Below are 20,408 nucleotides of genomic sequence, written 5' to 3'. Positions count from 1 at the left end.
GGAGTATATGATCACAGCCAGCCCTGATCGTCAAACTGATCTATTTTGTTCAAAAAACGTTCGTGATCTTGCCCTGGGGTTCATACCGTTTTGAGCAATAATATCAGCCATGAGCAGCATATCAATTTTTAACATCAGTCCTAAACACAGGGTGAGAGCACGTATGTTCACTTTTTGAACACACGTAAGTTCTCTCGGGCTGGTTGAGTAATTATTAGACACCTCATGCATTTCACACCTGTGGCAGGCGGTTAAAAATCACTCTTTTTGTAGATCCCAACATGCTTTTTATATGGTGATTTTACAACTTGTTAACTCATGCTCTCACCCTGGTCCTAAACATGGGGTATCCACACTGGCATCGACGACTTGTGAACTAGCTGGCATATCCAATGAATTGAGTAAAAAATGTTGTGTATCATAAGTGAAATTTTGCTCTCCAACCAACAACTGCTTGGTTCCTTGCACGACAAAAAGAACACTTGGTTCAATTGTACAAGCGCAAGGTTCTGCAACCACTTCCCGACGAAACAGAGACAGGTTTTCAATTAACGTAGAACGGTCTTCATTGCCTACCGTTTTTTTCTCAATAATTCTAGCTAATTTAGCCTGCATGTAACTGATATTTATATCTAACTGTTTATTCTCAGCTATCAATTCGTGTTGAGCAACCATTCGATACTCCTCAAATTTTATTTAATCAATAATAGGTTGAACCATACCTAAAGTCACCTGAAACTCCAGCCATTCGGTGTATCAGGCAAGAATTGAGCAGGATCTTGCTATCGTAAATCGAAAAAAACTGTAAAACTAAATACTCATAAAGCAAACCATAATCTTTATTTCATTACTTATTACAAATATGAATGTCGATAGCACGGATAGTAAAGATTCATAACGATCATATATTTGAACGTTTTGTGGAAGATGTATTCTGCAATGCTCGTTCAATTTATCAGGAGAAAACCATGGATAAATCCATTGAAAACACCAACATTGCTTCTCAAAAAAATGAAGCTAATGAAGGACGCAGAAATATAATGAAAATGGCTGGTGCAGGCGTTGTTGCTTTAGGTGTGAACTCGTTCGTATCAACTCAAGCTTTTGCTCAAACATCACTAAAATTAGGCAATGAATGGGACAAAAAATTTGCCAAAAGTAACAAGGTCGACCATAAAAAAGTAACTTTCAAAAATCGCTATGGCATTACACTCGCTGCCGACCTTTACCAACCCAAAAACGCCACAGGTCAATTGCCAGCGATTGTTATTGGTGGGCCTTTCGGTGCAGTAAAAGAACAATCGTCAGGTCTTTACGCTCAAACAATGGCAGAACGTGGTTTTGTCACGCTTGCTTTTGACCCTTCATACACAGGTGAAAGTGGTGGTGAACCTCGTAATATTGCCTCACCAGATATCAATACTGAAGATTTTAGTGCTGCGGTTGACTATATTGGAATGCAAACGAGCGTAGACCGTGAGCGTATCGGAATGATTGGCGTGTGTGGCTGGGGTGGTATGGCATTAAATGCGGTCGCCGTCGACAAGCGTGTCAAAGCCGTTGTGGCAAGCACTATGTATGACATGACTCGTGTTATGTCTAAAGGCTACAACGACAGCGTCACTCTAGATCAGCGCACACAAGCACTAGAACAACTAAGCCATCAACGCTGGGAAGATGCAAAAAATGGCACGCCAGCCTATCAAGCACCTTACAACGTATTGAAAGGTGGCGAACCGCAATTTATGGTTGATTACCATGAGTACTACATGACACCACGCGGTTATCACCCACGTGCAGTTAACTCAGGTAACGCTTGGTCGCAAACGACACCACTATCCTTTATGAACATGCCGATATTGACCTATATAAATGAAATCTCACCTCGTCCCGTTTTATTCATTCATGGTGAAAAAGCACATTCGCTTTATATGGCTAAAACGGCCTACGAGAATGCTGCTGAACCAAAAGAGTTAATGATAATTCCCGGTGCCAGCCATATTGATTTGTATGATCAGATGGATGTCATTCCGTTTGACAAACTAACCAAATTCTTCAAACAACATCTCGCTTAATCAATAGTTAACGATTTGGCGTTACATGATTGGTATGGGCATAAGAGCGATCTTTTGCCCTATTAACCTATAACGAATTAAATCAAACCGGATTATGTTTTATGCTCTCCGCTAAAATTAATCAATATTTTTAAACCATACGTGTTATTTAAGCACGCGAGGTACTTCTATAAAACAGAGGCATAATAAACGAAATTATGAAATCAACGACAATATATGATACATATAATGACTCCTCTTCTGATCTAGCTGATAATACTGCTCATTGGAGTGGCGTATTTGCTATGTCTTTGTGTGTATTCACACTTATCGCATCCGAATTCATGCCTGTTAGTTTGCTGACGCTAATTGCAAACGACTTACAGATCACTGAGGGAATGGCAGGCCAAGGCATTGCAATCTCCGGCACATTTGCTGTACTAACTAGTCTATTACTACCTGCTTTTATCGGCACCGTTGACCGTAAGAAATTACTACTAACACTTACTTTTTTAATGGGAATATCTGGGGCCATTGTAGCTTTAGCACCAAATTACATGACTTATATGCTAGGACGTGGGCTCATCGGTGTGGTCATTGGTGGATTTTGGTCAATGTCTGCGGCAATGGCGATCCGATTAGTACCTCCTGAAAAAGTACCTAAAGCTCTCGCCATTTTTAATGGTGGCAATGCGATGGCAACGGTCATTGCCGCACCATTAGGCAGTTATTTAGGCTCTATTGTTGGGTGGCGTGGTGCTTTTCTAGCGATTATTCCTATCGCGCTAGTCACCTTGATATGGCAATGGTTAGCCTTACCCGCTATGAAAACGGAGACAAACACATCGGGGCCTAGATATATTCTCAATACACTGAAAAACCGCACCGTTGCTCTTGGTATGGCAGGCTGTGGAGCTTTCTTTATGGGACAGTTTGCGCTATTTACTTACTTGAGACCTTTCCTTGAGACAGTGACACATACCAGCGTATCTACATTGTCTCTGCTATTACTTGCTATTGGGTTTGCAGGGCTTATTGGCACGTTAATCATCAGTTCACTTCTCAAACGGACGTTATACGGTTTACTGATCGGTATTCCCATTCTTATGGCTATGATTGCCATAGCCTTAATCCCATTAGGAAGTCATGTGTTCATCGTAGCAATACTACTCTCATTATGGGGATTGGTCGCCACTGCCGCTCCTGTAGCGTGGTGGACTTGGGTAGCAAAAGCGATGCCTGATAATGCAGAAGCCGGAGGTGGTTTGATGGTTGCGGTTGTCCAAATGTCCATCGCGCTAGGCTCTACCGTTGGAGGGCTACTATTTGATGCAGATGGGTACCAGACCACTTTTATTGCCAGTGCTACTATATTGTTAATTGGTGCTTTTCTCTCATTGAAAGCATCACGCCTACAAACACAATGAAATTTATTCGTTTATCGAAACCATAGAATTAATAAGGTTACTATTGTGAATCATCTTGTTGCTGTTAACACCGCCGAAATAAATAACCTAGTAATAATCGCGCCTCGACTGCGCTTAACGTTGATCAAACTGGTTTGATCTGATCCACTAACTCTGGACACTTAGCTAAGCACTGTTCTTCAATTCAAAATTCTCAGGGCTGAGATAGCCAAGCGAACTATGCCTTCTGGTTTTGTTGTAATCAACTTCAATGTATTCAAAAACGGTCTGACGCATGGTTTCCCTGTCCATGATTGGCTCGTACTGGATGGCTTCAACCTTCAGCGAATGGAAAAAGCTTTCCGCACAGGCGTTGTCCCAGCAGCAGGCTTTACGGCTCATGCTTTGAGTAAGTTGATGTTTTTCAATCAGATCTCTATACACATACGAACAATATTGGCTGCCCCTGTCACTGTGCACTATCACGCTTTTTGGAAAACCGCGGCGGAACAGCGCCATGTTCAGGGCATCGCAAGCAAGTTGGGCGGTCATTCGATTGCTCATCGACCAGCCAACCACGGCACGCGAGTACAAATCAATGATCACAGCCAAATAAAGCCAACCTTCGCTGGTCATCAAATACGTGATATCACCGACCCATTTCTGGTTCGGTCCTGTCGCGTTAAAGTTTTGCTCCAGTAGGTTTGGAGCCACAGGCAGCTGATGATTGCTGTCGGTTGTGACCTTAAATTTACGCGCTGCTTTGGCGACTAAATCCTGCCGTGTCATGCTGTTTATTATGGTTTTCACGTCAGCGCTTTCACCCTTTTCTGCCAGCTCGACCTGGATACGGCGAGCGCCGTAACGCGCTTTGCTCGTATCAAAAACGGCTTTGATTTGTTCATCTCGGCAACGCTGGCTCTTCAGCCGTTTGCTTGGTGCTTTCCCTGATTTACGCCAGGCGTAATACCCACTTCGCGTAACACCAAGCACCAATGCCATGGATTTCAGGCGGAACTGGCGTTGGTGCTCAAGCATGAATTTGAATCGGCTTACTTTTGATTCTTCGCGAAGTAGGTGGCCGCCTTTTTTAGTATGGCTAAATCCTCTGCTTGATCAGCCAGTTGGCGTCTGAGCTTTGCAACTTCAGCGGCCAACTCAGCTTCCCGTTGGCTGGTATTGGACTTTTTCTCAACGGCAGTACGCCAGTTATAGATTTGCGATTCATAAATTTTGAGCTGCCTGGCTGCTTCAGCAACGCCAACACGTTCAGCCAGTTTCAGGGCTTCAGTTTTGAATTCAGCGGTATAGGTCTTGCGGGTCTTTTTGGTTGTCATATTCACCTCGATAAGTCATTTTACTCACTTAACGCGGTGTCCAAAAGTATTGGATCAGATCACCATGCTAGCACCAGAGAACCCCAGAAACGAAGTTGAGCGTTTGCAATGCTTGCGTTCCTTGTCTTTGCTGGATACGGATCGGGAAGAAAGATTCGACCGGATAACGCGTCTTGCCAGGCGGCTTTTCAATGTGCCAGTTGCAACAGTGACGCTGGTTGACGATGACAGGCAGTGGTTTAAATCCTGTTGCGGTGCTGAACTGACAGAAACCAGCCGGGAAGTGTCATTTTGCGGACATGCAATTTTAGCCGATGGCCCTTTCATTGTCTCTGATGCATCTCAGGACAAACGTTTTCATGATAATCCTTTGGTCTCCGGGCCTCCTCATATCCGCTTTTATGCGGGTGTTCCTTTGGTTTACGACAATAAATACAAGCTGGGTACCTTGTGTATCTTCGATCATCAGCCCCATTCGATGGACAATGACGAAGTAAGGGATCTGGTTGACCTGGCCAAAATGGCTGAGCAGGAGTTGTCTGCCCTGCACGATGCAACCATTGATGAATTGACTCAGATATCCAACCGCCGCGGTTTCATCAGGCTCGCGACCAAGAGTCTGGAAAACAGCCATCTTCATGGCACGCCGTTTTCACTGGCATTTTTCGATCTCAATAAATTCAAAGACATCAATGACCAATTTGGCCACCAGGCCGGTGATAATGCGCTGAAAGATTTTGCCTTTCTGATTAGCCAGAGTTTTCGCTATTCTGATTTATTTGCCAGAGTGGGCGGGGATGAGTTTGTCGTACTGTATTCAGGGATGACGGAAGAGGAAACGCGGCAGACCATAGAGCGTTTTCAAAAGACGGTCGATGTGTTCAATACCCGGCAAAACCGCCCGTATCAGTTATCTTTCAGTGCCGGTGTTTACACCCTGCCGGCAGGTAAAATGATGAACCTGGACGAAATTCTGGCGAAAGCGGATTCAAGAATGTATCTCAGTAAAATGCAATCCTGATGGCTTTAATACCAACCCCAGCCGCTGAGACTGGGGTTTGTTTTGTTCTATAACAATTATTTTTTCAATGTTTTAGGTGCAGCACTGCGACTACGGATCGCTTTTTGTAATCGCATCCGGCGCTCTGCAGCAGATTGATCCGGATTATTGGTACGGCCTTTGCGATCACGGTATGAGGCTTTGGTGTTCAGCTTCTCAATCAGTGCGTCGCGTTTAGCGGGCTCATAACCTTCCAGAATGACCCGGCGAATGCGTTGCTTGATGAGTTTTTCAACTTGCAGCAAGGTCAGTTCTTCTTCGCGGCTGACAAAGGAAATGGCATGGCCTTGCTGACCGGCACGACCGGTACGGCCAATGCGGTGTACATAATCTTCGGCAAGAAATGGCATGTCATAGTTCACGACATGCGGTAAGCCTTGAATATCCAGTCCGCGTGCAGCCACTTCCGTCGCTACCATCACCCGGGCTTTACCTGTTGTAAATTCTTCCAGCGCACGGCGGCGCGCACTTTGTGCTTTATCACCATGGCAAAGTACGGCTTTGATACCGTCGAGTTTCAGCTCTGTCACCAGGTCATTGGCTGTTTCTTTGTAATTCACAAACACCAGCACCTGCTGCCAGTTCTTTTTGCCGATAAGCTCAGAAAGCAGCTCGCGTTTGCGCTCTTCATCAACAGGATAAACCACATGCGCCACGGTTTCTGCCGTGGAGTTTTCAGGCGTCACAGAAATACGCTTTGGCTTATTCGTGATGTCGCCAGCCAGTTTATTCATCATGCTGGAGAATGTCGCAGAAAACAGCATGGTTTGCGGATGGCCCTGAATACCGCTCATAATCGTGCGGATATCGCCAATGAAGCCCATATCCAGCATACGGTCAGCTTCGTCAAACACCAGAAATTCCAGGTTCGTTAACGACAGGTTACCTAAATCCAGGTGCTCAATTAAACGGCCCGGTGTGGCAACCAGAATATCGACGCCACTTTCCAGCTGCTTTTCCTGACTCGACATTTTCTTTCCGCCAAAAACAGCCGCAACACGTAATTCCAGATACTGGCTGTAATCTGAAATGTTGCGTGCAATCTGCTCTGCCAGTTCACGTGTCGGCGCCAGGATCAGCGCGCGCGTCGTAAAACTTTTTCTCGGCTTAGGATTATCGGCAATTTTCTGAATGATCGGCAGCGAAAAAGCGGCTGTTTTGCCCGTACCAGTCTGGGCATTTGCCACAATGTCCTCACCACGACGAGCAGCAGGTATCGCTTTTTGCTGAATGGGGGTCATTTTTTCATAACCACATTCATCCAAAGCGCGAACAATTTCCGGAGCAAAATTTTGTGAAGCAAATGACATGTTACATTCCTACAGACGGTATACCGAACGAAACGCTAAGCTGAGGATTCCGTTTGGTATGACTGACCAAAACCACGGATTATAGAGCAATAATCATAGCCTGTGGCAGATGATTTGAGCTTTAGCTGAAAAATTACGCAATAAAGGCGGATATCCGGCCAGAAACAACCCGGGCTGAGCCCGGCTTGTGTCACGAAAGAGGAGAGAGCAGCAGTGGCGGGTTGTCAGTAATGATGATATCGACGCCCCACTGGTAAAACTGGGCAACCAATTCCGGTTTATTCATGGTCCAGATATGGAGATCCAGCCCGGCCTGTTTAATCGCGCTCGCCAGTGTTTCGTCCAGCAACCGGTAGTCCAGATGAACACTGAAGAGTTCAAGCTTCTCTGCCAAAGTCATCAGATCGTCCGGCACGCTATCGCAGATCAATCCTCGGCGGATATGAGGCATCATCTGCTGGCAACAGGCGACAGCGTTAACGGAAAAGCTCGACAGTATCAGCGATTCGGCAGGGAAACCATTGGCCGCAATGGTGTCTGCAACCTTGCTGACCAGCAGCTCGGTGTCTGCTTCATCATGAACCTTAATTTCCAGGTTGAGCTTAAGTTGGTGCGTACGGCAGGCTGTGAGTGCTTCATCCAGCGTCAGAATGCGTTCGTTGGCAAAGTTGGTGCTAAACCAGCTACCGGCGTCAAGTGCTTTCAATTCAGCCAGATTCAGCTCACGGACATAACCACGGCCGTTGGTGCAGCGGTTCACTTTTTTGTCGTGAAAGATGACCGGGATAAAATCCGCACAGAGTTGGGTATCCATTTCAACCCACTGAATCTGATGTTTGGCGGCTTCCTGCAAGCCTGCCAGGGTGTTTTCAGGAGCCAGCGCTGCGGCTCCGCGATGTCCGGAAATCATGTGTGATCAGTACCATCAAGAAATAAGAGACAGGTGACGACTGTATCTGTGAATATGCCTCAGGATTATAACAGTTCAATGACGGTAAACGTCCAGGTGTTGTTCAGCGATCCGTTGTCGCTGCACCCACATAACTGCCGAGTTTGATGAAATAGTGTTTGCTGCAACAGCTGCACTGGAATTTATGGCTATTTTTGTTAAGAATTTTATCTAACATCGTTCGGCGAATACGCAGAGGAACACTCTTGCTTTTGCAATGTGGACACATAATCGTACTTTTTTCTATGAAATAGTGGGCGTATTGTATGCGACAAATTAATCAGTTCAGTGATTTATGTCACAAATAACTGTTGCATATGCGGCAGGGTGTAATGCATAAGTTGAATATTGGCCAAATGTCAGTCAGCTGAAGGTAAAATCTTGCTTTTGTGTTCGGAGAAGAAAAATGAAAGCTGGATATGAGTGTGATACCATTCGCCGACTTTTAACCGTGTAGCTGGCGGCGCTTCCTTTATTGACAGGGTATGCAGCGACTTTCCGCTTCGCACGATGACGATAGATTGATGAGGAATTTAGTATGAAACTGACTGTGCTGGATCAGGCATTGTTTGACCACTTGTATCGTGACATTAGAGAGTTTCGTACTACGTTTGATCTGGACATTGAGAATCCATCGACGCTGAATGAGCAAATGGACCAGTTACATACCTCGCTGGCAGTAGAAGAACTGACAGAACTGGCGGAAGCCGATTCTCTGGTTGAGCAGGCCGATGCCATTGTGGACACTGTCTATGTCCTGATGGGCCGACTGGTGCACCTGGGTGACAGCAAGGTGCAGGACAATCCGGGTATCAGTTATATGATTGACCTGTTGCTGCAAATTGCCAAACGACTCAATATCGAGTTCGTTCCCTGCTGGGACGAAGTGCATGCCAGCAATATGAGCAAGGTGTGCCGTAACGAGCAGGAATTTTCGGAAACACAGGCGTTTTATGCCAAGCAGGGCGTAGAGATTACAGGGAACCAGAAAGGCGATTACATCATTGCTAAATGTGCCAAAGATGTTGAGCTGGAAGACAAAGTCATACGCCAAGGGAAAGTCCTGAAATCTGTGTATTATCGTCCCGCCGATCTGGTGACATTAGTAACTAACTAATTGCCGAGTTTCATCTGCGCTTGATCCCTGCCACATAGGCAGGGATTTTTCCGACTACTTTCACTCACTGTCTTCGTACTGACGTACCAGCCCTTTACACTTTTCTTTTTTCTGATGAATTTCTGATTATGCCCCGATCTAATGCCACTGATTCCACCCATGCAGGTTCGCTGCCGCGACAGTTGTTTTCCATGACCTGGCCGATGATGTTCGGCGTCCTGTCGTTAATGAGCTTTCAGCTGGTCGACAGTGCCTTCATCGGGCAGCTGGGTGTGTTGCCTCTTGCTGCGCAGGGCTTCACGCTACCGATACAGATGATCATTATCGGTCTTCAGGTTGGTCTGGGTATCGCCACGACTGCGGTGATCTCTCGGGTGCTCGGCAGTGGTGACGAGCAGCGTGCCAAGCAGTTAGGTGGATTGGTTGTTCTGACCGGTGCGCTGATCGTTGTTGTCGTCGGGATTGCCATTTGGCTATTGAGAGGGTCAATCCTTTCATTGCTGAGCGCCCCGGATAATGTCCGGCCACTCATTGATGCTTACTGGCCATACTGGCTTTGCAGCGCCTGGCTGGGTGCCATGGTCTATTTTGCCTACAGTTTGTGCCGGGCCAATGGCAACACTGTGTTACCCGGCATCATGATGGTGGTAACCAGTGTTCTGAATATGGTGCTGGATCCGCTCTTTATTTTCACCTTGGATCTGGGGCTTGCCGGTGCGGCAATGGCAACCATAGTGGCATTTGCTATCGGTATGCTGGTGATGTTTCCTGTCGTGATTAAACGGCATTGGATGTCGCTGAACTGGCAAGGTTTGCATGTCATGGCATCAATCAAAGAACTCCTCAACATTATGGCGCCCGCCATGCTCAGTCAACTGATGCCGCCGCTGGCTTCCATGCTGGCAACAAAACTGGTTGCCGGTTTCGGTGCTGCTGCCGTTGCCGCCTGGGCGTTAGGATCCCGGCTGGAATTCTTCTCTATTGTGGTGGTACTGGCGCTCACGATGTCTATGCCGCCCATGGTGGGCCGCTGTCTGGGCCGAAAGGACATGGCATCCATCACCGCACTGATACGGCTGGCGGTGAAATTTATTATGGTCTGGCAGCTCGCGCTCGCCGCGATTTTACTGCTGCTGTCTGTATGGCTGCCGTCTGTGTTAAGCAGTGATCCATCCGTCAGTCAGCTTCTCTCGGTTCATCTTCGCTGGGTGCCTGTCAGCCTTGGCCCGCTTGGGGTATGTATGCTGATGGTGTCGGTGAGTAACGCACTGGGGATGCCGATGCGGGCATTGGTGATTTCCTGTTTAAGGCTATTTGCCTGTTTCCTGCCGTTGATTTGGCTGGGTGCGCATTTTGGCGGAATAAAGGGCCTGTTTATCGGGGCGATGTTTGGTAATCTTGCCGCCGGATTGATGGCCTGGCTGTGTTTCCAGCAGGGCATGCATAAAGTGGTCGCGAAATTCACACCTGCGACTATGGCAGAGCAGAATTAATACCAATCTGGATAAGTCAGTGTTCAGATCATTGCGCAGGAAAAATCGCTTAGAACAAGGTATGGATTGCAGCTCGCTGGTGGTTCTAACGACAAAATCCATAACGCAGTGATTAGCGGTGTTAACCAGCAAGAATGATCAAAGACTTATGTAGGTTGGTATAAATACAAAAGAAGACTTGGAGCAACAATGAACGGTATTTTCCCGCAGCAAAGGCATCGATTTAAGAGCATCAGTTACCAGGACATTGGGCAGGGTCCGGTGATCCTTCTCGGCCATGCTTATCTGTGGGACAGCACTATGTGGCAACATCAGACAGCAGCGCTCAGTCAGTCTTTTCGTTGTATCGTGCCGGACTTCTGGGGGCACGGTGAATCCGATGCCGCTCCGTCCGCCAGCGCAACACTGGCAGATTATGCCTGTGTGATCAATGAATTGCTGGAACATCTTGGCATAGAACAAGTGGGCGTTGCTGGCCACTCGCTGGGCGGGAGCTGGGCGATCGAACTGGGTGTGCTTGCCCCCGCGAAAGTGAAAGCCCTGGCGCTGCTGGACAGTTTTGCCGGCCTGGAGCCTGAAGTGGTTAACCTGAAATATCAGGCGCTGTTACGGGAGGCAGAATCCGCTCAGTGTTTCAGCCAGGCATTTATCGATTTCTTTACCCCTTTACAGTTCGGTCAGAATGCAGAACAGCGCCAGCCTGAACTGGCTGCGCCGTTTCGTGTACGTTTAGCGCAATATCAGGGCGATGCGGTCAGTGCGCTGACACAGGCTGGCCGTATGTGGTTTGGTCGCCGTGACAGTTTTGAGGATGCCGAAAACTTTGCGCTCCCATGCCTGTTGCTTGTGGGCGTGCAAGACAGAATTCGCTCTGTGCTGGAATCGAACCTGATGCTGGATGGTGTGACAGGAAGCCGTCTTGAGCTGATTGCAGAGGCGGGCCATTTAACCCCTCTGGAGCAACCGGAAGAGGTCACAGGCCATTTGCTGCCATTTTTCCGGCACACCATGGAATGACGTGAGAATAATTGAGGGAATAAGATGCTAGGGATTGTGATCAGACTTTTTCCGCTGTGGGCTGTGCTGCTATCCGGTTATGCCTATGTTCAACCGGCTTTTTTTGTTGAGCTGAAAACCGCGATCGTACCTTTGCTGACATTTGTGATGTTAACAATGGGGCTGACGCTGAAAACGACGGATTTTCTGGCGGTCGTACAGAACAAACGTGCGGTCAGTGTCGGCGTACTGCTGCAGTTTACCGTCATGCCGCTGGTGGCCATTGTGCTCAGCCTGGCATTGGGCTTTAATCCTGAGCAAACCGTCGGTATGGTGCTGGTGGGCAGCGTTGCCGGTGGTACTGCATCCAATGTGATTTGCTATCTCGCCAAAGGGGATGTTGCGTTATCCATCACCATGACGGCGATGTCGACCTTACTCGGTGTGTTTCTGACACCGCTGCTGACCGGCTCCCTGGCGGGGCTGAGCGTCGAAGTTCCTATGATGGCAATGCTCTCCAGTCTGGTGAAAATGGTCTTGCTACCTGTGCTGGGCGGGGTGGTGATCAATCATTTTGCAGCGGGTTTCACCCGTCGGTTTGTGCCTGTCTTGCCTTTGCTGTCTGTGGTTGCCATTGTCATGATTATTGCGATTGTGGTGGCGCTTAACGCTGACAGCCTGACGCAAATCGGGCCTGTGATTGCGCTGGCGGTGATTCTCCATAATGGGATTGGTCTGGCCGCCGGATATTATTCCTGCCGTCTGTTGGGATTCAATGAGACGGTCTGCCGTACCATTGCCATTGAGGTTGGCTTGCAAAATTCTGGTCTGGCGACGGCGCTGGCGATGAAATTCTTTTCCCCGGTTGCAGCGATACCCGGTACGCTGTTTTCAATCTGGCATAACATTTCAGGCTCAATGCTGGCGGCGTACTGGTCTAAAAAAGCCCCGGCTCAAAGCGTGGATCCGTTAGCAAGCTGAACCGACAGGGAAGATTAAAAAGCAGTCAGTGACCATCACTGGCTGCTTTTTTCATTGAGCCGACTTTCTGACTTAATCTGATACAACACCAAACGATGAGTTACGGTGTCACTGATATTCAACGAGAGAGAAGACATGCAATCAACAGTTCGTGCCCTGATGGTTCAGGGGACTACATCTGATGCAGGAAAAAGTGTGCTGGTGGCCGGATTGTGCCGGGTGCTGGCAAGAAAAGGCATTCAGGTCGCGCCGTTCAAGCCGCAGAACATGGCACTGAACAGTGCTGTCACCGCTGATGGCGGTGAGATTGGTCGTGCTCAGGCCGTCCAGGCCTTCGCCTGCGGCATTGAGCCAACGGTAGATATGAATCCGGTGCTGCTCAAACCGAACACGGACACTGCCGCGCAGGTGATCGTGCAGGGCAGGGCTGTCGAGGACATGGATGCCATTGGCTTTCAGGGCTACAAGCAATTTGTGTTGCCTTCTATTCTGGCATCTTTCGACCGCCTGCAGCAGAGCTACGACACCGTGGTGATTGAAGGGGCCGGCAGTCCGGCTGAAGTCAATCTGCGCGAAAACGACGTTGCCAATATGGGCTTTGCCGAGCCGGCCGATGTGCCTGTCATTATTGTGGCCGACATCGATCGCGGCGGTGTTTTTGCGCATCTGTACGGCACGCTTGCACTCTTGTCTGAATCTGAGCAGGCCAGAGTAAAAGGTTTTGTCATTAACCGTTTTCGCGGCGACATCACTTTATTGCAATCCGGGCTTGACTGGCTGGAGCAGAAAACGGGCAAGCCTGTGCTGGGTGTATTGCCTTATCTGCATGGCCTGATGCTCGAAGCGGAAGATGCGATTTCTGTTCAGCAGGTGGCAAAAGTAGACAAACCCCTGCAGGTTGTGGTGCCTGTGTTCACCCGAATCAGTAATCACACTGATTTTGATGCATTGCGGATGCACCCCCAGGTCAATGTTCACCTGACAGGTAAAGGGGAGCCATTGCCTGCTGCCGATCTGATTATTCTGCCCGGCAGCAAAAGCGTACGTAGCGATTTAGCCTATCTGCGTGAACAAGGCTGGGATAAGCAGATTGCCCGGCATCTGCGCCTTGGCGGCAAGGTTATGGGAATTTGCGGTGGTTACCAGATGCTGGGCGAATGGGTCTCCGATCCGCATGGCCTGGAAGGGGAACCGGGTCAAAGCCCGGGGCTAGGTTACCTGCCTGTTTCGACCGTGCTGGAGCCCGAAAAGCAGCTCAAACGCTCTCAGGGCACACTACGTCTGCCTGGCATGCCGTCGGTTGAGGTCAGTGGTTACGAAATTCACGCCGGGGTGACATCGGGTGTGACGCTGGACACAGCACCGGTTCATTTGCACACAGACAGCGGAAATCTTGCCGACGGTGCAATCGGTGTTGATGATCAGGTTTTCGGTACTTACTTACATGGCGTGTTTGATAAACCCTCGGCCTGCAGCGCTATTCTGAACTGGGCGGGTTTATCGGACTGCCAGACGCCAGACATGGATCAAATCAAAGCGGAAAACATCGAACGTCTGGCTGATGAAATCGAAAAGCATCTCGATCTGGCTGCACTTTGGCCTGAATGGAAGCATTTGTTTCAAAAGGCATAATTTTTCACTGAAAATTCAATCTGCTGCATAACAATTAAAAAGCAGAGTATTTTAAGGTGATACAGGCAAAATGCCCGTAAATATCGTCTCACAGGTCTGTGTTGGCGAATGGCATGAAAATCAGACTGAAAGTGTCAGAATAGCGTTTGTCATTCATTTTCAATTAGCGTTTGCACATGCAGGATGAAGGCGATAAGTTAAATGCCTGTTGGAGTAGATGATCGGCCTGATACTGACCATATCAGGCCACGATATGTAATTGGAAGTAAGCAGTATGCACAAAACAGACGACGTAAGAATTAAAGAAATTAAAGAATTATTGCCGCCGGTAGCCGTGCTGGAAAAGTTTCCGGCCACTGAAAACGCATCGGAAACTGTCTATGAAGCGCGTAAAGCTATTCATAATATTTTAAATGATGAAGATGATCGCTTGCTGGTAGTGGTTGGCCCTTGCTCCATTCACGATACGAAAGCGGCTATTGAGTACGGAGCACGCCTGAAAACATTGCGTGACGAACTGAAAGATCGTCTGGAAATTGTTATGCGTGTCTACTTTGAAAAGCCACGTACCACAGTGGGCTGGAAAGGTTTGATTAACGACCCGTATATGGATGACAGCTTTCAGTTAAATGACGGCTTGCGTATGGGCCGTAAACTGCTGCTCGATTTGACCGATATGGGCATGCCGACAGCCGGTGAATTCCTGGATATGATCACGCCACAGTACATGGGTGATCTCATCAGTTGGGGTGCAATCGGTGCGCGTACCACTGAGTCCCAGGTTCACCGTGAACTGGCCTCTGGTTTGTCGTGTCCGGTGGGATTTAAAAACGGTACAGACGGCAATATCAAAATTGCCACTGATGCTATCGGTTCCGCCAGTGCGCCACACCATTTCCTGTCGGTAACCAAGTTCGGTCATTCCGCGATTGTATCGACGGCGGGTAATGAAGACTGCCATATCATTCTGCGTGGCGGTAAAGAGCCAAACTACAGCGCTGAGCATGTGAATGCGGTGGTTGGTCAGCTGGAAAATGCAGGTCATCGTCAGAAAGTGATGATCGACTTCAGCCATGCCAACAGCCTGAAGCAGTACAAGCGCCAGGTTCTGGTTGCTGAAGATGTGGGTCAGCAGATTGCCAGCGGTAACAAAGCGATCTTCGGGGTGATGATTGAAAGTCATCTGGTTGAAGGTCGTCAGGATATTGTTGATGGCAAGGTGGCCACTTACGGCCAGAGCATCACAGATGCCTGTATTGGTTGGGAAGACACTGAAAGCGTGTTGCGTGAGCTGGCAGAGAAAGTCGAACAGCGTCGTCAGAAGTCATGATCTGATATCGGCGCTGCCACTCAGCGTCAGCGATGATTGAAAAAGCGAGAGTCTTGACCGGGCTCTCGCTTTTTTTGCATTCAGGTATGGCGATTGAGGTGATATCAGCCGCCCTGACCGGGCGGGTACTGTGTGAACATTTCGCTGACCTGTTCCTGTATGAAGTTGTCTCTGGCTGTCGGGGTCATGCTTTCTGTCAGCTGGCGGCGTGAAATAGAACGCCAGATGACTTTATTGGTTTTGTTATCAATTAATTCAACGATCAGCTTGCCATAGGTGTATTCACGGAACCTGACAGGGGCTGAATAGGCAATGCTGCTGTAGCCGTAACCGACACCGAATCCGAATGAGGTGCCGTAAGAATCAAAATCTGTCATTTCCCGGATATAAGGGTGAATCGTGATATCAGCCTTTGAGTCTGCTTCCAGTGCCGGCTGTAAGCCTTTGTATCTTAATTCCCGTTTGATGGTGTCTTCTAGCCGCGCTTTATCAAGACTGACAATCGACGATTTTCCGGGTTCAGCAAACTGGAAGGTTTTGTACTGGCTGAAGTCGACGTTGGCATTGTAGTCAGTGGAGACCTTGGCGCTGCACCCGCTCAGCAAAATCAGGACACTGGGAATAAATATCAGTAGTAAAGCTCTCATGCCATCTACCCTCGCTAGCTGATGGGATCGCGGTTGCTTTGAGTATAGCGTTTTGGCGGCTTCTATAATCAATACATCTGAGAATGACATTTTTCATCCGGGAGCAGTAATGAAAGTCGCAGGTGGTTGTTTTGCTGTGCTAATCATTTTCGTTGCTGCGGGTAGCCGTCTGTTGGCGGAAAATCCTGTGACACCTGCGGCACCTGTGACAGAGGGGGCCGAGACAGACATTATCAGTCTGTCGGCTCACTTTATCGATCAGACCAGAGCAAGTGAAGCCGGGTCAGACAAAGCAGAGCGAGCAGATCAGACAGAGATCCCCGGCCTTCTTTTTCATCCGCGTGACGGTTATGTGGAGTATGAGCGCATCTGGTGCCTGTCCGGTGACTTTTCAGTTACTGACTACCAAGCGCGTATTGAGGCGTTTTGTCATCGTCAAAAGGGCCGGATGGAAGGGGAATGGTGCCAGGCGGCAGATGTACCGCTTTTTAGTGCTTCCATTGCCATGATGGGGCAAAGGTGCATTCCGGCAGGTGAAACAGCGGTTGTACATGTTTATCAGCCGCTTACCAGCCCGGACTCTGCCAACTGGCAGCGATTTGCTGATGTCATGGGCTATCAGGCGGCAAAGAAGTAGCTCCTGTGTGGCACCGGGCAGAGTTTCATCATCTACCAGCTGATTTTATCAATCAGTCAGGTACACTGATCTGGACTGACCAGATAACAAACAAGGATGTAGCATGTCAAACTGGCAACGGCTTTTGGTAACAGAAGAAGAGGGTATTGTAACTGTCTCGCTAAACCGGCCCGATAAACTGAATGCGCTGGATATCAGTTTATTCAAAGAACTGGATAGCGTCAGCCGGTCTTTGCGTAAGCGAAAAGATATTCGTGCCATTATTCTGACCGGTGAGGGCGGTAACTTCAGCAGCGGCCTGGATGTTAAAAGTGTGGCGACCTCGCCGAGCAAGGTCCTGGGGGTGCTGAAGAAATGGATGCCGGGCAATGCCAATCTCGCCCAGCGGGTATCGCGCAACTGGCGCCGAATTCCTGTGCCAGTGATTGCCGCGATAGAAGGCCGCTGTTATGGCGGCGGCATGCAGATAGTGCTGGGGGCCGATTTTCGTTTTGCCACACCGGAAGCAGAACTGTCTATCATGGAGATACGCTGGGGCCTGGTGCCAGATATGGCGGGCTTGCTGTCACTGCGCGAGTTGGTGGCAAAAGATGTGGCGATGAAGCTGACTATGACCGGCGAAATCGTCTCCGGCTCTCGCGCCCAGCAACTTGGCCTGGTCACGGAAGTTCATGATAACCCGCGCCAAGCCGCGCAAGTGCTGGCTCAGCAGTTTTGTCAGGCGTCGCCAGATGCGATTGCTGCCATTAAATCCACCACAACCAGCAGCTGGTCACGCAGCGAGCGGTATTTGCTGGCCAGAGAAACCATCAGCCAGCTGAGATTGATCCTGGGGAAGAATTTTCACATTGCCGGATACCGGCAGCGTAACAAAGCGGATAAACCCTATCGGCAACGCCAGTCGTTTTGGTAACAAATCCATGGGCTTATCTGTTCAGCAGGCTTATACTTTCTAAAGACCCCTCTGAAGGAGAGCCTGTTGGATCAAAGTGACAAAGACGCTATCTATTTTATTGGCGCGGTCGTCGTGGTTTGTTTTGCCGTACAAGTTGTCAATGTACTGCTGAATGGCTATCTGCTGGATTATGGCTTGCTGCCAAGACACCTTAACCATGCGATAGGACTGTTAGCCTATCCGTTTATCCATGGCTCGTGGGCACACCTATTCAGTAATATGGTGTCATTTTCAGCCCTGGCTTATCTGGTGTCACGTTCAGGAACGGCCAGACTGATCTCTGTCTTTATGATCAGCTGGGCGGTCAGCGGGGCTGGCGTGTGGTTATTTGGCCGCATGCATTACCACATTGGCTTAAGCGGTATTATCTACGGACTCTGGGCGTACCTGCTGGTGTATGCCGTGCTCAGGCGGAGCTTAAAGTCGATGGCTATTGCTTTGATTGTGATGTTTTTTTACGGTCCGATGCTGACGGGGATCATTCCTGCACATAGCTGGATAAGCTACGAAAGTCATTTGTCCGGCGCGCTGGCCGGTGTGATGGCCGGTTATGTGTTTGCCCGGCGAGATAAAGCCAAAGCCATAGCAAATGTTGAACAATAAGAGGACGACGCATGTTAATTACCTTTCACTCCCAAGCCAGTGCCAATATCACCATGTTTGGCGATGTGGCAAAACAACTGATTCATATGATGGGATACTGCGAAAATATTCCCGGTATTATTGATGTCGATGACGTGCCGCAAGCGTTGTTAAATCTGCAAAGTAAGTTGGCAGAAACAGAAAAACACGAAGCGGCTCAACAGGCTGAAACAGAAGCGGAAGAGGATCCCTGGGAAGATAAAGAGCCGCAGATCAGTATGATGACAAGAGCCCGACCGCTGATTGAGATGCTGGAATCTGCCATCGCGGATGAGGTTGTGGTGATGTGGGAATCAGACGACTGATTCACTCGACCAGATGAAGTGGTGCGAAAGGATCGTCGTCCGGATCGTTGCGCCACAGGTATTCTGCGTCAATGGCAACCTTACGGGCAGCTTCCTCTCCCATTAAAAAGGCGATGAGACCAAGCGTCATGTCCAGACCCGCGGCAGTACCGGATGAGGTGAAGGTGTTCTCATCCTGAACCCATCTGGCGACAGGTTGCCATTTCACGTTATGGTTGAGCTCACTGACCCAATGATACTGGTGTTTGCTGGTGGTTGCGGCTTTGTGATCCAGCAGCCCGGCCTGAGCCAGCAGCGCCGATCCGGTACAGACGGCGCAGCGAATTCTGGCTTTGCGGCCCTGGCGGCTTATCCATTGCATCAGCTGAGGGTGATTCAGACTGGCTTTGACACCTTTACCACCAGGTACCAGTAACAGATCGCAGAACAGATCGTCATTAAAGTCGGCCTCGGTCATCAGACTGACACCCTGCTCGCTGATAACGGCTGAGGCGTTCTCAGAAACCAGAGTCACTGTGATCTCCTCTTCGAGCGCGCTCAGCAGCGTCAGCGGGCCACTGACATCCAGCAGGCAAAATTCCGGAAACAAGGGGATCGCAATACTGATTCCACGCTGTTTGTCTGGGGCAAGGGCTTCTGTCATCCTGTCACACTTTAAATTGCTCAACCTAACGTAAAGCATAGTTGTTTAACTGGTTATCCAAAAAAATCCTGCCAAACCTGATGTAAGATTTTCTATGATAAGGCAGCGCCGGAGACAAAGGCATAGTGCAAATGACGGCCAGACTATCCATTCGAAGCTACTCCCTGGTAATGCGTGCTCATTTACATGCGTATCATCAGTTAGTGCTGCCCCTGCATGGCAACATAAGCATGACATTGCCTGGTTACTCAGGAAAAGTCGGGCCAGGGCAGTGTGTGGTTATCCGGGCTGAAATGACGCATGAATTTAAAGCCGATGAAAAATGCCGTTTTCTGGTTGCTGATTTGGACAACTTGCCAGAGAGCATGCAGCAGTTAACCCGGCCGGTGTTCGCGAGCTCTCCTGAACTGCTCGCCTACTGTCAGTTTCTGGAGCTTCAACTGACACAGTCGGCACAGCCCGGTTTGATAGAGTCAATGTCAGCGCTGTTTTATCACTTATTGCAGAATCAGGTCATTCCCGCTTGTCGAGATGGCCGGATAAGTGAAGCCGTACGTTTTCTTAATGAAGATATCAGTCGAACGCCGTCCCTTGGCGAACTGGCGGCACTGGCCTGCCTCAGTCTCAGCCAGTTTAAGACGCTGTTTAAACAGCACATGGGGATGACGACGGGGCAGTATTTGCTCACTCAGCGCATGACAAAAGCCAAAGCATTGCTGGCGCATTCTGACTTGCCTGTCTCGCTGATTGCCGAGCGGGTAGGCTTTACGGATGTGTCAGCATTCAGCCGTCGCTTTTCGGCTTATTGGGGCGAAACGCCCCGACAGATACGCCGGCGGTGAGAGTCCGGCTTCTGGCAATACAAAACCGGCTTTTCAGCAAAAACGGCGAAACAATTCTGCGCTAATTTCTTA

20 protein-coding genes are annotated in these 20,408 nt (G+C 48.9%); 14 read left to right on the top strand and 6 right to left on the bottom strand.

What is annotated here, in order from left to right:
• Positions 1–324: 324 nt before the first annotated feature.
• On the bottom strand, positions 325–675 hold the full coding sequence (locus P0Y67_RS16995; protein ID WP_342392845.1) for an AraC family transcriptional regulator: 351 nt from the start codon (positions 673–675) through the stop codon (positions 325–327).
• A gap of 293 nt (positions 676–968) precedes the next feature.
• On the opposite strand from P0Y67_RS16995, the gene P0Y67_RS16990 reads away from it, so the two are divergent.
• Both P0Y67_RS16990 and P0Y67_RS16985 read left to right on the top strand, forming a co-directional pair.
• Positions 969–2,075, top strand: a complete 1,107-nt coding sequence (locus P0Y67_RS16990; protein ID WP_342392844.1) for an alpha/beta hydrolase — start codon at positions 969–971, stop codon at positions 2,073–2,075.
• A 197-nt stretch (positions 2,076–2,272) separates the two neighbouring features.
• The gene (locus tag P0Y67_RS16985) at positions 2,273–3,481 is read left to right on the top strand and encodes an MFS transporter (RefSeq protein ID WP_342392843.1); all 1,209 of its coding nucleotides are present in this window, start codon (positions 2,273–2,275) and stop codon (positions 3,479–3,481) included.
• Between the two features lie 165 nt (positions 3,482–3,646).
• On the opposite strand, the gene P0Y67_RS16980 is transcribed toward P0Y67_RS16985, so the two are convergent.
• Positions 3,647–4,797 (bottom strand): IS3 family transposase gene (locus tag P0Y67_RS16980; RefSeq protein WP_342392842.1). Its coding sequence is split into 2 segments (ribosomal slippage): positions 3,647–4,554 and positions 4,554–4,797, totalling 1,152 coding nucleotides; the frame shifts between segments, so codons are not numbered across the junction.
• Between the two features lie 64 nt (positions 4,798–4,861).
• On the opposite strand from P0Y67_RS16980, the gene P0Y67_RS16975 reads away from it, so the two are divergent.
• The gene (locus tag P0Y67_RS16975; RefSeq protein ID WP_342392841.1) at positions 4,862–5,818 is read left to right on the top strand and encodes a sensor domain-containing diguanylate cyclase; all 957 of its coding nucleotides are present in this window, start codon (positions 4,862–4,864) and stop codon (positions 5,816–5,818) included.
• A 56-nt stretch (positions 5,819–5,874) separates the two neighbouring features.
• Here the strand turns inward: P0Y67_RS16975 and P0Y67_RS16970 are convergent, their stop codons facing one another.
• Both P0Y67_RS16970 and P0Y67_RS16965 read right to left on the bottom strand, forming a co-directional pair.
• Complete coding sequence (locus P0Y67_RS16970; RefSeq protein ID WP_342392840.1) at positions 5,875–7,167, bottom strand: DEAD/DEAH box helicase; 1,293 nt, start codon at positions 7,165–7,167, stop codon at positions 5,875–5,877.
• 190 nt (positions 7,168–7,357) lie between these two features.
• Entirely contained in the window at positions 7,358–8,077 is a 720-nt protein-coding gene (locus P0Y67_RS16965) for a glycerophosphodiester phosphodiesterase family protein (protein WP_342392839.1), read from the bottom strand.
• 577 nt (positions 8,078–8,654) lie between these two features.
• Here P0Y67_RS16965 and P0Y67_RS16960 point away from each other — a divergent pair.
• From P0Y67_RS16960 to aroG, 6 genes are all read left to right on the top strand, one after another.
• On the top strand, positions 8,655–9,233 hold the full coding sequence (locus P0Y67_RS16960; protein ID WP_342392838.1) for a nucleoside triphosphate pyrophosphohydrolase family protein: 579 nt from the start codon (positions 8,655–8,657) through the stop codon (positions 9,231–9,233).
• Positions 9,234–9,361: 128 nt separating this feature from the next.
• Complete coding sequence (locus tag P0Y67_RS16955; RefSeq protein ID WP_342392837.1) at positions 9,362–10,726, top strand: MATE family efflux transporter; 1,365 nt, start codon at positions 9,362–9,364, stop codon at positions 10,724–10,726.
• A gap of 189 nt (positions 10,727–10,915) precedes the next feature.
• On the top strand, positions 10,916–11,743 hold the full coding sequence (locus tag P0Y67_RS16950) for an alpha/beta fold hydrolase (protein WP_342392836.1): 828 nt from the start codon (positions 10,916–10,918) through the stop codon (positions 11,741–11,743).
• Positions 11,744–11,767: 24 nt separating this feature from the next.
• Positions 11,768–12,703 carry a bile acid:sodium symporter family protein gene (locus P0Y67_RS16945; protein ID WP_342392835.1) on the top strand — a complete coding sequence of 312 codons (936 nt, stop codon included), beginning with the start codon at positions 11,768–11,770 and terminating at the stop codon, positions 12,701–12,703.
• Positions 12,704–12,838: 135 nt separating this feature from the next.
• Entirely contained in the window at positions 12,839–14,335 is a 1,497-nt protein-coding gene (locus P0Y67_RS16940) for a cobyric acid synthase (protein WP_342392834.1), read from the top strand.
• 274 nt (positions 14,336–14,609) lie between these two features.
• Positions 14,610–15,665 (top strand): 3-deoxy-7-phosphoheptulonate synthase AroG, encoded by a 1,056-nt coding sequence (aroG, locus tag P0Y67_RS16935; RefSeq protein WP_342392833.1) that lies wholly within the window; start codon positions 14,610–14,612, stop codon positions 15,663–15,665.
• Between the two features lie 104 nt (positions 15,666–15,769).
• Here the strand turns inward: aroG and P0Y67_RS16930 are convergent, their stop codons facing one another.
• The gene (locus P0Y67_RS16930) at positions 15,770–16,312 is read right to left on the bottom strand and encodes a DUF4136 domain-containing protein (RefSeq protein WP_342392832.1); all 543 of its coding nucleotides are present in this window, start codon (positions 16,310–16,312) and stop codon (positions 15,770–15,772) included.
• A gap of 109 nt (positions 16,313–16,421) precedes the next feature.
• On the opposite strand from P0Y67_RS16930, the gene P0Y67_RS16925 reads away from it, so the two are divergent.
• From P0Y67_RS16925 to P0Y67_RS16910, 4 genes are all read left to right on the top strand, one after another.
• Entirely contained in the window at positions 16,422–16,949 is a 528-nt protein-coding gene (locus tag P0Y67_RS16925) for a hypothetical protein (RefSeq protein WP_342392831.1), read from the top strand.
• A 103-nt stretch (positions 16,950–17,052) separates the two neighbouring features.
• Positions 17,053–17,862 carry a crotonase/enoyl-CoA hydratase family protein gene (locus P0Y67_RS16920; RefSeq protein ID WP_342392830.1) on the top strand — a complete coding sequence of 270 codons (810 nt, stop codon included), beginning with the start codon at positions 17,053–17,055 and terminating at the stop codon, positions 17,860–17,862.
• A gap of 66 nt (positions 17,863–17,928) precedes the next feature.
• The gene (locus P0Y67_RS16915) at positions 17,929–18,507 is read left to right on the top strand and encodes a rhomboid family intramembrane serine protease (protein WP_342392829.1); all 579 of its coding nucleotides are present in this window, start codon (positions 17,929–17,931) and stop codon (positions 18,505–18,507) included.
• Between the two features lie 11 nt (positions 18,508–18,518).
• Entirely contained in the window at positions 18,519–18,851 is a 333-nt protein-coding gene (locus P0Y67_RS16910) for a DUF1840 domain-containing protein (protein ID WP_342392828.1), read from the top strand.
• A 1-nt stretch (position 18,852) separates the two neighbouring features.
• On the opposite strand, the gene P0Y67_RS16905 is transcribed toward P0Y67_RS16910, so the two are convergent.
• Entirely contained in the window at positions 18,853–19,494 is a 642-nt protein-coding gene (locus P0Y67_RS16905; RefSeq protein ID WP_342392827.1) for a DJ-1/PfpI family protein, read from the bottom strand.
• 131 nt (positions 19,495–19,625) lie between these two features.
• Between P0Y67_RS16905 and P0Y67_RS16900 the strand changes: the two genes are divergently transcribed.
• Positions 19,626–20,336 (top strand): AraC family transcriptional regulator, encoded by a 711-nt coding sequence (locus tag P0Y67_RS16900; RefSeq protein WP_342392825.1) that lies wholly within the window; start codon positions 19,626–19,628, stop codon positions 20,334–20,336.
• The last annotated feature ends 72 nt before the right edge of the window (positions 20,337–20,408 follow it).

The sequence above is a fragment of the Photobacterium sp. SP02 genome (genome assembly GCF_038519165.1).
Classification (GTDB): Bacteria; Pseudomonadota; Gammaproteobacteria; order Enterobacterales; family Vibrionaceae; genus Photobacterium; species Photobacterium halotolerans.
This window is presented reverse-complemented; position numbering and strand designations above follow the sequence as displayed.

Bases quoted from the DNA above. Each gene is read 5' to 3' on its own strand.
- P0Y67_RS16945 (WP_342392835.1), top strand. From the start codon at position 11,768: ATGCTAGGGATTGTGATCAGACTTTTTCCGCTGTGGGCTGTGCTGCTA.
- P0Y67_RS16985 (WP_342392843.1), top strand. From the start codon at position 2,273: ATGAAATCAACGACAATATATGATACATATAATGACTCCTCTTCTGAT.
- P0Y67_RS16970 (WP_342392840.1), bottom strand. From the start codon at position 7,167: ATGTCATTTGCTTCACAAAATTTTGCTCCGGAAATTGTTCGCGCTTTG.
- P0Y67_RS16940 (WP_342392834.1), top strand. From the start codon at position 12,839: ATGCAATCAACAGTTCGTGCCCTGATGGTTCAGGGGACTACATCTGAT.
- P0Y67_RS16995 (WP_342392845.1), bottom strand. From the start codon at position 675: ATGGTTGCTCAACACGAATTGATAGCTGAGAATAAACAGTTAGATATA.
- P0Y67_RS16910 (WP_342392828.1), top strand. From the start codon at position 18,519: ATGTTAATTACCTTTCACTCCCAAGCCAGTGCCAATATCACCATGTTT.
- P0Y67_RS16990 (WP_342392844.1), top strand. From the start codon at position 969: ATGGATAAATCCATTGAAAACACCAACATTGCTTCTCAAAAAAATGAA.
- aroG (WP_342392833.1), top strand. From the start codon at position 14,610: ATGCACAAAACAGACGACGTAAGAATTAAAGAAATTAAAGAATTATTG.
- P0Y67_RS16925 (WP_342392831.1), top strand. From the start codon at position 16,422: ATGAAAGTCGCAGGTGGTTGTTTTGCTGTGCTAATCATTTTCGTTGCT.
- P0Y67_RS16965 (WP_342392839.1), bottom strand. From the start codon at position 8,077: ATGATTTCCGGACATCGCGGAGCCGCAGCGCTGGCTCCTGAAAACACC.
- P0Y67_RS16955 (WP_342392837.1), top strand. From the start codon at position 9,362: ATGCCCCGATCTAATGCCACTGATTCCACCCATGCAGGTTCGCTGCCG.
- P0Y67_RS16905 (WP_342392827.1), bottom strand. From the start codon at position 19,494: ATGACAGAAGCCCTTGCCCCAGACAAACAGCGTGGAATCAGTATTGCG.
- P0Y67_RS16975 (WP_342392841.1), top strand. From the start codon at position 4,862: ATGCTAGCACCAGAGAACCCCAGAAACGAAGTTGAGCGTTTGCAATGC.
- P0Y67_RS16950 (WP_342392836.1), top strand. From the start codon at position 10,916: ATGAACGGTATTTTCCCGCAGCAAAGGCATCGATTTAAGAGCATCAGT.
- P0Y67_RS16960 (WP_342392838.1), top strand. From the start codon at position 8,655: ATGAAACTGACTGTGCTGGATCAGGCATTGTTTGACCACTTGTATCGT.
- P0Y67_RS16920 (WP_342392830.1), top strand. From the start codon at position 17,053: ATGTCAAACTGGCAACGGCTTTTGGTAACAGAAGAAGAGGGTATTGTA.
- P0Y67_RS16930 (WP_342392832.1), bottom strand. From the start codon at position 16,312: ATGAGAGCTTTACTACTGATATTTATTCCCAGTGTCCTGATTTTGCTG.
- P0Y67_RS16900 (WP_342392825.1), top strand. From the start codon at position 19,626: ATGACGGCCAGACTATCCATTCGAAGCTACTCCCTGGTAATGCGTGCT.